Origin of the sequence: Streptomyces spiroverticillatus, assembly GCA_014650415.1 — a bacterium.
GTDB classification, from domain to species: domain Bacteria; phylum Actinomycetota; class Actinomycetes; order Streptomycetales; family Streptomycetaceae; genus Streptomyces; species Streptomyces spiroverticillatus.
On the sequence record BMUX01000003.1, the window covers coordinates 433,918 to 445,640 of the forward strand.

Here is an 11,723-nt window from a genome sequence, read left to right on the forward strand (position 1 = left end):
CGGTCGGTCGGTGGCACAGGGGGCCAGGATGACGGCAGTGACAGAAGGGCAGACCCACCCCGCGAAGGAGGGCTCGGCTCCGGACCAGCAGACGGTGTTCGACGCGGCCGTCGCCGCCGACGAACGCATCGAACCCCGCGACTGGATGCCCGACGCCTACCGCGCCTCCCTGGTCCGCCAGATCGCCCAGCACGCGCACTCCGAGATCATCGGCATGCAGCCCGAAGCCAACTGGATCACCCGCGCACCCTCCCTGCGCCGCAAGGCCATCCTCATGGCCAAGGTCCAGGACGAAGCCGGCCACGGCCTCTACCTCTACAGCGCCGCCGAGACCCTCGGCACCAGCCGCGAGGAGCTCCTCGACAAGCTGCACGCCGGCCGCCAGAAGTACTCGTCGATCTTCAACTACCCCACCCTGACCTGGGCCGACGTCGGCGCGATCGGCTGGCTGGTGGACGGCGCCGCGATCACCAACCAGGTACCCATCTGCCGCTGCTCCTACGGCCCGTACGCCCGCGCGATGGTCCGCATCTGCAAGGAGGAGTCCTTCCACCAGCGCCAGGGCTTCGAATCGCTCCTCGCCCTCTCCCAGGGCACCCCGGAGCAGCACGCCATGGCGCAGGACGCGGTCAACCGCTGGTGGTGGCCGTCGCTGATGATGTTCGGCCCGCCCGACGACGAGTCCTCGCACTCCGCGCAGTCCATGCAGTGGAAGATCAAGCGGCACTCCAACGACGAACTGCGCCAGCGCTTCGTCGACATCGCCGTCCCGCAGGCGAAGGCACTCGGCCTCACCCTCCCGGACCCGGACCTGCGGTGGAACGAAGAACGCGGCCACCACGACTTCGGTGCCATCGACTGGGCCGAGTTCTGGGACGTCCTCAAGGGCAACGGCCCCTGCAACGACCAGCGCATCACCCAGCGCCGCCGGGCCCACGAAGAGGGCGCCTGGGTGCGGGACGCGGCAGCGGCGTACGCAAGCAAGCACCGTAAGACCAAGGGGGAAGCCGCATGACCGGCACCGACCAGAACCACGACTGGCCGCTGTGGGAGGTGTTCGTGCGCTCCCGCCGCGGACTCTCCCACACCCACGCCGGCAGCCTGCACGCCCCGGACGCCGAAATGGCCCTGCGCAACGCCCGCGACCTCTACACCCGCAGGTCCGAGGGCGTCTCCATCTGGGTCGTGCCGTCCGCCGAGATCACCGCCTCGTCCCCCGACGAGAAGGACTCCTTCTTCGAACCCTCCGGCGACAAGCCCTACCGCCACCCCACCTTCTACGCGATCCCGGACGGGGTGAAGCACCTGTGACCGCCACCTCCGTTGCGCGCACCGCCGCCCTCGCCCTCGGCGACGACGCCCTCGTCCTCTCGCACCGGCTGGGGGAGTGGGCCGGCCACGCCCCCGTCCTCGAAGAGGAAGTCGCCCTCGCCAACATCGCACTCGACCTCCTCGGCCAGGCCCGCATCCTGCTCTCCCTCGTCGGCGACGAGGACGAACTCGCCTACCTCCGCGAGGAACGCGCCTTCCGCAACCTCCAACTGGTCGAGCAGCCGAACGGCGACTTCGCCCACACCATCGCCCGCCAGCTGTTCTTCTCCACCTACCAGCACCTCTTGTACGGCCGACTGGCCGCCGGAGACGGCGAGTTCGCGCCCCTCGCGGCCAAGGCCGTGAAAGAGACGGAGTACCACCGCGACCACGCCGAGCAGTGGACGCTGCGCCTGGGCGACGGCACCGAGGAGAGCCACGCACGGATGCAGCGCGCCGTGGACACCCTGTGGCGCTTCACCGGAGAGCCGTTCCAGCCGGTCGAGGGCCTGGCGGAGGCACCACTGGTGGAGGAGGAGTGGCTGGCCTCCGTCACCACGGTCCTGGAGCGGGCCACACTCACCGTCCCCGAGGGCCCCCGCACCGGAGCCTGGGCGGCAGGCGCGGGCCGGCAGGGCCTGCACACCGAACCCTTCGGCCGCATGATCGCCGAAATGCAGCACCTGCACCGCAGCCACCCGGGGGCGACATGGTGACCGAGCAAGACACCGCCTTGGAGGCCGAACTGCGCCGCCTCGCGGGCACCGTCCCCGACCCCGAACTGCCCGTCCTCACCCTGGAAGAGCTCGGCGTACTGCGCGCAGTGCACGTCACCGGGCCGGGCAGCGTCGAGGTCGACCTGACCCCGACGTACACCGGCTGCCCCGCCATCGAAGCCATGTCCGCCGACATCGAGCGGATACTCCACGAGAGCGGCGGCATGGCCGAGGTCACCGTGCGCACCGTGCTCGCCCCCGCCTGGTCCACGGACGACATCAGCGACGAAGGACGGCGCAAGCTCGCCGAGTTCGGCATCGCACCCCCGCGCACCACACGCGAGGTGAGCGGCGGCGGCCCGATACCCCTCTCCCTGGCGATCCGCTGCCCGCACTGCGGATCCGTCGACACCGAACTGCTCAGCCGCTTCTCCTCCACCGCGTGCAAGGCGCTGCGCCGCTGCGTGGCCTGCCGCGAACCCTTCGACCACTTCAAGGAGTTGTAGATGCCGTTCCACCCGCTCCGGGTCTGGGGCATCGAGCGGCTCACCGACGATGCGGTGGCCGTCACCCTCGCGGTGCCGCCCGAGCTGCGCGAGACCTTCCGGCACGTGCCCGGCCAGCACCTGGCACTGCGGCGGATCGTGGACGGGCAGGAGATCCGGCGTACGTACTCGATCTGCGCCCCCGCGGCCGAGGCCCCTCACGAGCCGGTGCTGCGGGTCGGCATCCGGCTGGTCGACGGCGGCGCGTACTCCACGTACGCACTGAAGGAACTGCTGGTCGGGGACACGGTCGAGGCGATGCCGCCCACCGGCCGCTTCGTACTGAAGCCGCGCGCCGGGTACTTCGCGGCGGTCGTCGGCGGCAGCGGCATCACGCCGGTGCTGTCGATCGCGACGACGCTGCTGACGCGCCGGCCCGACGCCCGGTTCTGTCTGATCCGCAGCGACCGCACGGCGGCCTCCACGATGTTCCTGGAGGAGATCGCCGACCTGAAGGACCGCTTCCCCGACAGGTTCCAGCTGGTCACGGCGCTCTCGCGGGAGGAGCAGCAGTCGGGGCTGCCGTCGGGGCGACTCGACGAGGACCGGCTGACGGGCCTGCTCCCCGCGCTCCTGCCCGTCGCCGACATCGACGGGTGGTACCTGTGCGGGCCGCTCGGCCTGGTCGAGGGTGCCGAGCGGGCGCTGCGCGGACTCGGGGTCGGCCGGGACCGTATCCACGAGGAAATCTTCCACGTCGACGACGGTGCCGCTGCCGCCGCGCCGGCCGCGACCGTGCCCGCCGCCGTGGGCGGCACCCTGACCGCCACCCTCGACGGCCGCTCCGGGACCTGGCCGGTGCAGGACGGCGAGTCGCTGCTGGAGACGGTGCTGCGGGCGCGCGCGGACGCGCCGTACGCCTGCAAGGGCGGGGTGTGCGGGACCTGCCGGGCGTTCCTGGTGCGCGGCGAGGTCCGCATGGACCGCAACTACGCGCTGGAGGAGGAAGAGACCGAGGCGGGATACGTGCTGGCCTGCCAGTCGCATCCGGCCACCGGGGAGGTGGAGTTGGACTTCGACCGCTGAGCTACGGAAGCTGCCGGGGCCTGTGAAGGGCGGGGCCGCGCGGCCGCCGCCATTCCCTTCCCGTAGAACGTGTTCTATCTTGACGCACCGTCAGATGTCGGTACGGGCACGGCTTTACGGGAGGGCAGGGCAGTGGACTTCACCTTCACCGAGGAACAGCAGGCGGCCGCCGAGGCGGCACGGGCGGTCTTCGCCGGGGAGGCACCGGACGCCGTACCGAGCCCGGCGCTCACCACGGGCGCCGTCGCCGACGACTTCGACCGCCCACTGTGGGCGAAGCTGGCCGCCGCCGACCTGCTGAGCCTGCTGCTGGCCGAGGAACACGGGGGCGCGGGCCTGGACCCGCTCGCCCTCTGCCTCGTCCTGCGCGAATCGGCGAAAGTGCTCGCCCGGGTGCCACTGCTGGAGTCCAGCGCGGCGGCCCTGACCGTTCAGCGGTACGGGGACAAGGAGCTGGCGGGCGAGCTGCTGCCCCGGGCCGGACGCGGCGAACTGGTCCTCACCGCCGCCGCGCACGGACGCACCGGACACGAAAAGGCCGAACTCGCCGTCACAGCACGGCAGTCGGACGACGCCGACTGGACTCTGGACGGCGTACAGACGGCGGTCGCCTGGGCGCAGCACGCCGACCTGATCGCGGTGCCCGCCCGCACCGGCGACGACGGCCGCACCGTAGTGGCCCTGATCCCCCGCGACCGCACCGGCGTCACCCTCGCCGACCAGGTCTCCACCAGCGGCGAACTCCTCGCCGAGATACGCCTGGACGCCGTACGCGCGGCACCGCACGAGGTGATCACCGACCCGGCGGCAGGGGACTGGCTGCACGCGCTGCTCACCGTCGGGACCTGCGCGCAGGCACTGGGCCTGGGCGAACGCGTCCTGGAGATGACGGCCCACTACACCTCACAGCGCGAGCAGTTCGGACACCCGGTCGCCACCTTCCAGGCCGTCGCCGTCCAGGCCGCAGACCGGTACATCGACCTGCGCGCCATGGAGGCCACCCTCTGGCAGGCCGCCTGGCGGCTGAGCGCGTCCTCGGCGGATGGTGCGCTTCCGCTCGCGGGGGACGTGGCGGTGGCCAAGATCTGGGCGGCAGACGGCGTACGGCGCACCGTACAGACCGCACAGCACCTGCACGGCGGCTTCGGCGCGGACACCGACTACCCGCTGCACCGCTACCACGCCTGGGCCAAACAACTGGAGCTCAGCCTCGGCCCGGCGGCCGCCCACGAGGAGCTCCTGGGCGACCTGCTGGCCGAGCACCCGCTGGGCTGACCTTCACGCCGGAGGACCTTCGGGTCAGAAGACCTGAGCGTCAGAGCACGAACGCGGGGGCGTCGCCGTCGGCAACCATCGGCCGGCCGGCGCCGTCCCACGCCAGCATGCCGCCCTCGATGTTCACCGCGTCGATGCCCTGCTGCACGAGGTACTGGGTGACCTGCGCCGAACGCCCGCCGACCCGGCACATCACATGGGCGCGACGGCCGTCCGCCACCGCCTCGGTGACCTCACCGAACCGGGCGACGAAGTCACTCATCGGCACATGCAGCGCACCCTCGACGTGCCCGGCGGCCCACTCGTCGGCCTCCCGGACATCCAGCACGAGGCCGTCGGCCGGCACCGACGCGACGTCCACCGAGGGCATGGAGGCGAAATTCATGGGGTCAGGCCTTCTCTCGTACACACGACTACCGATCACTCATCACAGACGACACCGGGTCACCCACGACCCCCGTCGCCGCCCGGAACGCTACTGCACCCACCGGGCGAGCTCCGCCTCCCGCTCGGAGACCTGCGCGAGCAGCTGCTCGGCGATCTCCTCCAGGAGCCGGTCCGGGTCCTCCGGCGCCATCCGCAGCATCGACCCGATGGCGCTCTCCTCCAGGTCACGGGCCACGACGGTCAGCAGCTCCTTGCGCTGCGACAGCCACTCCAGGCGGGCATACAGCTCCTCGCTGGCGCTGAGCCGCGTCTCGGGCACCGGCCCGGCCGCCCACTCCTCGGCCAGCTCCCCCAACAACGCCTCGTCACCCCGCCCGTACGCGGCATTGACCCGGGTCATGAACTCCTCCCGGCGCGTGCGCTCCTTCTCCTCCCGGGCCAGATCGGGGTGGGCCTTGCGCACCAGCTCGCGGTAGAGCTTGCGGGCCTCCTCGCTGGGCCGCACGCGCTCGGGCGGCCGCACCGGCTGCTCGTTCAGCATCGCGGCACCCTCGGGCGACAGGCCCTCGGAGTCCATCCAGCCGTGGAACAGCTCCTCCACCCCGGGCATCGGCATGACCAGCGCCCGCAGCTCGTCCGCCTTCGCCAGGTCCTTCGGATCCCCGGTCTGCCGGGCCTTCGCCTCGGCGATCTGCGCGTCCAGCTCGTCGAGCCGCGAATACATCGGCCCGAGCTTCTGGTGGTGCAGCCGCGAGAAGTTCTCGACCTCGATCCGGAAGGTCTCCACGGCGATCTCGAACTCGATCAGCGCCTGCTCGGCGACCCCCACCGCCTTCTCCAACCGCGCCTCCGGCCGCTCACCGGACCGTACGTCGTCTTCATTCGGGGTAACCGGTCCCCCGGCGGCATCCTGAGTCACCCATCCAGCCTACGGTCCTTCCCCGGGGCGGGGGGCTTGGGCCTGGGGGAGGGCTTGGGCGGGGATCCGGCAGGGGGGAGGGGCCCCTCCCCCCCACCCCCCATCCCCGCCCCTCACCCCACCCCCCTCACACCCCCATCTCCCCCTCGATCCGCCCACTCCTCACCGCAGCCACCAGTTCCGCGTGGTCGGCCTCCGTACGGTCCGCGTAGGACACCGCGAAGTCGGCGACGGCCTCGTCGAACTCCTCGTTCTTGCCGCAGTAGCCGGCGACGAGTTCCGGATCGGCACTGTGCGCGTGAGCCCTGGCCAGCAGCGCGCCCGTCATCCGCCCGTAGTCGTCGACCTGGTCCGCCTCCAGTGCCGCCGGGTCCACACTTCCCTTCCTGTTCCTGAACTGCCTCACCTGGAACGGCAGCCCGTCGACCGTGCACCAGCCGAGCAGGATGTCGCTGACGACCTGCATCCGCTTCTGCCCGAGCACGACCCGCCTGCCCTCGTGCACGGGCTCCGCTATCTCGAACCCGGCCTGCGGCAGGTACGGGGTGAGGGCGGAGGCACGCGCCTCCTTCACCTGGAGCACCAACGGCTCCCCCCGGTGGTCGAGCAGCAGCACCACGTACGACCGGGTGCCGACGCTGCCGGTGCCGACCACCCGGAACGCCACATCGTGTATCGCGTACCGGGCCAGCAGCGGCAGCCTGTCCTCGGAGACGGTCCCCAGGTATTCGCCGAGGGCGGTGGCGACCGCCGCCGCTTCCGCGTCCGCCACCCTGCGCAGCACCGGCGGCGCGTCCACGAAGCGCCGGCCGCCGTCCTCGGTGACCTCGGTGGACTTGGCCGCGAACCGGGCGCTGGTGTTCTTGCGGGCCTTCTCCGAGACCCGTTCCAGGGTGCCCAGCAGGTCGCGGGCGTCGGTGTGCGAGACGAGTTCCTCGTCGGCTATCGCGTTCCACGCGTCGGCCGCCGGCATTTTCGCCATCAGCCGCATGGTCCGCCGGTACGCACCGACCGCGTCGAACGCTCCTCGGCGGCAGGTGTCCTCGTCTGCCCCTGCCTCACGTCCGGCGAGCACCAGCGAGGCCGCGAGGCGCTTGACGTCCCACTCCCAGGGGCCGACGACCGTTTCGTCGAAGTCGTTGAGGTCGATGACCAGGCGGTTCCTGGCGTCCCCGTAGAGCCCGAAGTTCGCCGCGTGCGCGTCTCCGCATATCTGGGCGGCGACGCCGGTGACGGGTGTGCCCGCCAGGTCGTGCGCCATCAGTCCGGCCGTACCGCGCAGGAAGGAGAAGGGGCTTGCCGCCATGCGCCCCACGCGTATCGGCGTCAGGGAGGCGACCCGCCCCCGGTTCGACTCCTCGACGGCCCGCACCGCGTCCGGCCGCCCCGGGTCGAGGATCAGCCTGCGGTGGTCGGCGCGCGGCACCTTCACCCGCAGTGCCTTCCCCTCCGCCTTGCGGGACTCCGCCTTCCTCGACGCCGCCCGCGCGGCCCCTTCCGCGCCGCCCTGCACGTCCCCCTTCACGGCCCGCCGGGCAAAGCCCTCGACCTCCGGAATCCGCCCGGTCCCCCCGGTGTCGTTCATCACGCCGCCTCCCCCGCTCCGTACCGCCCCACGAACCGCTTTCCGCGGCCGCTCATCAACTCCCCACGACCGTAGCGCCGTTGTCGAGCCCCTGCTCAGACACCCTGTGGATAACCCGGGATTAGTACGAAGAACGGCCCCGGACCACAGCCCGGAGCCGCTCCCACTCCCACACGCCGACCGCCCTCACACGCCGACGCCCTCAGACGCCACCCCGCCCTCACACGCCGACCGCCTCCTCCAACTCCTCCTCCACCGCGTCTTCTTCCCGCACGGCCCCCGCAGCCGCAGCCCCCTCGGTCCGACGCGCCCCCGCCTGCGCCACAGCCGCATGCGCCCCCGGGTGCTCCCTGCGCCGCCGAGCCGCCTCGCAGACCGCCGCCGCCCCCATCACGACCGCGCCCACCACGAACCACAGCGCCAGCACCAGCACGCTGCGCCCGACGCCGTTGCCCTCGAAGTACACGTGTCCGCGCGCCCCTTCGATGAAGCAGGCGCCGTTCCAGAAGGAGTGCAGCGAGGCGAAGAAGCCGGACTGGAGCTCGGGCCGGAAGATGCCTCCGGAGCTGGTGAAGTTGAGCATCACGAACAGCACCATCACGCCCAGCGTGGTCCAGCGCTTGAGGAAGGTGTGCAGTCCGACGCCGACCAGCAGGATGCCCGCCGAGTACAGCCACGACATCGCCCACACCCCGGCGAGCCCCTGGTCCACCAGGTGGAAGAGCGGCCCCGCGAACACCGCCCCGATGACGCTGACGACCAGCGACATGCCCACCGCCAGCAGCGCCCGCAGCCGCAGTGCTAGCACCGCACCGGCCCCGCCGATCACTGCCACGGAGGCGTACGAACCGATGCTGAGCGCGACGAGCAGGAAGAACAGCCCCTGTCCCGTCGGGTCGCCCGACGCCACGGGCACCACGTCGGTGACCTTCAGCGGCGCCCCCTGCTCGGCCGCGAGCCCGGTGAAGACCTTCTCCACGACGGTCGCCGTGGTGTCCGATCCCGCCGAGGCAACCAGCAGTTCGGGCTTCGCGCCCGGCACGTACGCCCCGTAGATCTCCCGGTCCTTCAACGCCTGCTGGGCGATCGCACGGTCGGCGACGGTACGGACGTCGAGCGCGCCGTTCCCCTTGTCGTGCAGCGTCTGCGCCAGCACCTGTGCGCTCGGCCCCGACCCGACGACGTCGACGCGCAGGTGGTGGGGTTCGGGTGCGTGGAAGGCCCCGAGGTACGCCAGCCCCATGCCGATGCACATGAGCAGCGGGGTGAGGAGGTGGCCGAGGACGTGCCGCAGCTGCGCCCCCGTACCGCTCTGACCTGTGGGGGACGCAGACATCGACAGACTCCAGGGGAAGGGCGCGAAGGGAGGCACGAAGAGAGGTGGCCCGGTGCGAAGTTCGACAGCACAGACCCACCACGCAGTGGTTGGCAATTACAACCACCTTGATGAATGTACTCTACAACCAATAGAGCGAAGGGCAAACCACCCCATGACCACCCAGCACCCCCACGACGCGCAGACCCCCCGGACCGCCGAGGCCGGCCGCACCACCGCCGTCGACACCATCGAGCGCGAGCTGACCGCCTTCGCCCGCCGGGCCCGCGCCACCGCCGCCCGGCTCCACCCGGACCTGCCCCTGGTCTCGTACACCCTGCTCGCGCACATCCACGACCAGCAGGGCTGCCGCGCCACCGACCTCGCCGCGCACTACATGCTCGACAAGTCCACCGTCAGCAGGCAGCTCACCACCCTGGAAAAGCTCGGCCTGGTGGAGCGCCGCCCCGACCCCGACGACCACCGCGTCCAGGTCCTGCACCCCACCGAGGCCGGCGCCGCCACCCTCACCGCCACCCACGCCAGCCGTCACGCCGCCTACCAGGAGCGCCTCGCCGACTGGAGCGAGGACGACCTCACCCGCTTCGCCTCGTACCTGCTGCGCTACAACAACAGCCGCACCTGAAGCCCTCTCCCCGAAGACCGGGGCAAGAACCGAGGCAAGAACCAGGGCCAGGACAGAGACTCAGAACCGCACACTCCACACCGTCGCCGCCCCCGCCGACCCCCCGGTCACCGCCGGCATCCGCAGCAGCGTCGCCGGACGCCCGTCGATCAGCTCCCGCACCCCTGTCGCGTTCGGCTGCAGACGCCCCTTCTCGAACCGTACGAAGCTCACCCGCGTCCCCTGCGGCACGTGCACCGTCCGCCCGTTCCCGTACTTCTCCCGGTACTGGCGGTACGTCAGCGCATCGCACCCCGTGTACCAGCCGAACTCCGGCTCGTACCCGGTGACGATCAGGCAGCGCTCCCCGTCCTTCGCGGCCAGCGCCCGCGCCACCGGCACCGTGGACGCGCCCAGCTTCGTCGGCGCGGGCATCGCACCGTGCGCCACCACCTGCGCCGTCCCGAGCACCGTCACCGCCGCCAGCGCCCCCACGCACATCAACACCCGGGGCGCCCACACCCGCGTGAGCTCCGCCACCGCCTGCACCCCGAGCACCGTGAGCAGCGTCACCGGCAGATACACAAAACGGGGCTCCCCGTCGGTGGCCACTCCCAGCACCACGAACACCAGCAGCGCCGCAGCCCCGAGGAACACCCGGCGCCGGTCGTCGAAACGGACACCCGTACCGCCCCTGCGCACCCTCCGCCAGGCCGCGAACGCCGCGCACACCCCCGCCGTCATCACCACGGCGCCCAGGTCACCGGCCAGCCGGTAGGGGAAGACGCTCAGGTAGTAGACGAAGCCGTCGCCCACGTACTCCCGGTTGGCCTGCGAGGTCGCCGACAGGATCATCCCCAGCGGCTTCCCGGTGCGCTCGGTCGCGTACACGAAGTGCGGCACCAGCCCCACCACCAGCACGCCGACCGCCGCCCACAGCCGCCACCCCAGCGCCCACCAGGCCCTCGGCCCGTACGCGAAAACACCCGCAAGAGCCACCGCCAGGAGGTTTCCGACGACTCCGTAGCGCAGATAGAAGGCCGCGAGCACCACCACCGGTGCCAGCAGAAGCGCCCTCGCACCCGCCTTCGTGCCCGCCTGCTCCAGCGCACGCACCAGCAGGAACACCACGATCAGCAGCAGTGCGGTGGACCCGATGTCGTTCAGGAACTCCGGCATCCGGCGCAGGAACCCGAGCCCGCTCAGCAGCACCAGCACCGCCACCAGGGCCCGCCGGGGCGTCGTCCACGCGCGGGCCACCAGGTACGTCGTGCACAGCATCAGGAGCGCCAGCACGAGGGTCACCGCACGCAGTGCCCCCATGCCGCCGCCGGAGGCGTAGCCGTCGTACCCCGTGATCCACAGCGCGAGCGCCCCCAGCGCGGGCAGCCCGACCGGCCGGTAGACGCCCCAGCCCGCGTCCGGCGTCCCGTCGAACCAGAAGCGCGCCTTGTTCGCGTAGACCGCCTCCTCGTGACCGAGGTACGGCTCGAAGTCCTGCAGCCAGGCCCACACGGCGGCGGTCAGTACCAGCACCGCCACGACGTACGCCCAGACCGGAACCCGGCGCAGCCACTTCTCCGCAGCCGTCCAGAACCCGGGAACTCCGTCCGCGTCCGGCCCGTTCTCACTCCACCAGGGCTTCGCGAGCAGCCACAGCACGGCGGCGAGCAGCAGATAGGGCCACGGCTGCCAGCCGGGCAGCCAGCCCCCCAGGCCCACGGCGAGCATCACCTGCTGCGCGGCAGCCAGCCCCGTCAGCACCCCCGCACCGACACCGAACAGCCTCGACCGCGTCACTACCGCCTCCGACCAGCACGTCGTCAGACCGACCGCCCCTGACCACACAGGCCGATCCGAGCCCGGACGTCCCTTGTTCCGGGCATACAGAAACGGGCCCCACCGTTTTCACGGTGAGACCCGAATCTCAAGAGTGCGCGAGGGGGGATTTGAACCCCCACGTCCCTAAGGACACTGGCACCTGAAGCCAGCGCGTCTGCCGTTCCGCCACTCGCGCAT

At 71.5% G+C, this 11,723-nt stretch carries 12 protein-coding genes and 1 tRNA gene; 7 read left to right on the forward strand and 6 right to left on the reverse strand.

The window, feature by feature from the left end:
• Positions 1-28: 28 nt before the first annotated feature.
• From paaA to IE269_RS10125, 6 genes are all read left to right on the forward strand, one after another.
• Complete coding sequence (gene paaA, locus IE269_RS10100; protein WP_189822485.1) at positions 29-1,015, forward strand: 1,2-phenylacetyl-CoA epoxidase subunit PaaA; 987 nt, start codon at positions 29-31, stop codon at positions 1,013-1,015.
• Positions 1,012-1,311 (forward strand): 1,2-phenylacetyl-CoA epoxidase subunit PaaB, encoded by a 300-nt coding sequence (paaB, locus tag IE269_RS10105; RefSeq protein WP_189822486.1) that lies wholly within the window; start codon positions 1,012-1,014, stop codon positions 1,309-1,311. The genes paaA and paaB overlap by 4 nt, the downstream gene beginning before the upstream one ends.
• A complete protein-coding gene (gene paaC / locus IE269_RS10110) occupies positions 1,308-2,027 on the forward strand; it encodes a 1,2-phenylacetyl-CoA epoxidase subunit PaaC (RefSeq protein WP_189822487.1) in 720 nt (239 codons plus the stop codon). The genes paaB and paaC overlap by 4 nt, the downstream gene beginning before the upstream one ends.
• Positions 2,021-2,533 carry a 1,2-phenylacetyl-CoA epoxidase subunit PaaD gene (paaD, locus tag IE269_RS10115; RefSeq protein ID WP_189822488.1) on the forward strand — a complete coding sequence of 171 codons (513 nt, stop codon included), beginning with the start codon at positions 2,021-2,023 and terminating at the stop codon, positions 2,531-2,533. The genes paaC and paaD overlap by 7 nt, the downstream gene beginning before the upstream one ends.
• Positions 2,534-3,598 carry a 2Fe-2S iron-sulfur cluster-binding protein gene (locus tag IE269_RS10120; RefSeq protein WP_189822489.1) on the forward strand — a complete coding sequence of 355 codons (1,065 nt, stop codon included), beginning with the start codon at positions 2,534-2,536 and terminating at the stop codon, positions 3,596-3,598.
• Between the two features lie 132 nt (positions 3,599-3,730).
• Positions 3,731-4,873: an acyl-CoA dehydrogenase family protein gene (locus tag IE269_RS10125; RefSeq protein WP_189822490.1), complete on the forward strand. Its 1,143-nt coding sequence runs from the start codon at positions 3,731-3,733 to the stop codon at positions 4,871-4,873.
• 40 nt (positions 4,874-4,913) lie between these two features.
• Here the strand turns inward: IE269_RS10125 and IE269_RS10130 are convergent, their stop codons facing one another.
• From IE269_RS10130 to IE269_RS10145, 4 genes are all read right to left on the reverse strand, one after another.
• Positions 4,914-5,258, reverse strand: a complete 345-nt coding sequence (locus IE269_RS10130) for a rhodanese-like domain-containing protein (protein WP_189822491.1) — start codon at positions 5,256-5,258, stop codon at positions 4,914-4,916.
• Between the two features lie 90 nt (positions 5,259-5,348).
• On the reverse strand, positions 5,349-6,179 hold the full coding sequence (locus IE269_RS10135; protein ID WP_189822492.1) for a hypothetical protein: 831 nt from the start codon (positions 6,177-6,179) through the stop codon (positions 5,349-5,351).
• Positions 6,180-6,306: 127 nt separating this feature from the next.
• Positions 6,307-7,764, reverse strand: a complete 1,458-nt coding sequence (locus IE269_RS10140) for a DUF2252 domain-containing protein (RefSeq protein ID WP_189822493.1) — start codon at positions 7,762-7,764, stop codon at positions 6,307-6,309.
• A 220-nt stretch (positions 7,765-7,984) separates the two neighbouring features.
• The gene (locus tag IE269_RS10145) at positions 7,985-9,100 is read right to left on the reverse strand and encodes a hypothetical protein (RefSeq protein WP_189822494.1); all 1,116 of its coding nucleotides are present in this window, start codon (positions 9,098-9,100) and stop codon (positions 7,985-7,987) included.
• A gap of 154 nt (positions 9,101-9,254) precedes the next feature.
• Here IE269_RS10145 and IE269_RS10150 point away from each other — a divergent pair, with 154 nt between their 5' ends.
• Positions 9,255-9,725 (forward strand): MarR family winged helix-turn-helix transcriptional regulator, encoded by a 471-nt coding sequence (locus IE269_RS10150; RefSeq protein ID WP_189822495.1) that lies wholly within the window; start codon positions 9,255-9,257, stop codon positions 9,723-9,725.
• 60 nt (positions 9,726-9,785) lie between these two features.
• Here IE269_RS10150 and IE269_RS10155 read toward each other — a convergent pair whose 3' ends face one another.
• Together IE269_RS10155 and IE269_RS10160 are read right to left on the reverse strand one after the other, a co-directional pair.
• Positions 9,786-11,504, reverse strand: a complete 1,719-nt coding sequence (locus IE269_RS10155; RefSeq protein ID WP_189822496.1) for a glycosyltransferase — start codon at positions 11,502-11,504, stop codon at positions 9,786-9,788.
• 134 nt (positions 11,505-11,638) lie between these two features.
• A tRNA-Leu gene (locus IE269_RS10160) sits at positions 11,639-11,721 on the reverse strand.
• Positions 11,722-11,723: the final 2 nt, after the last annotated feature.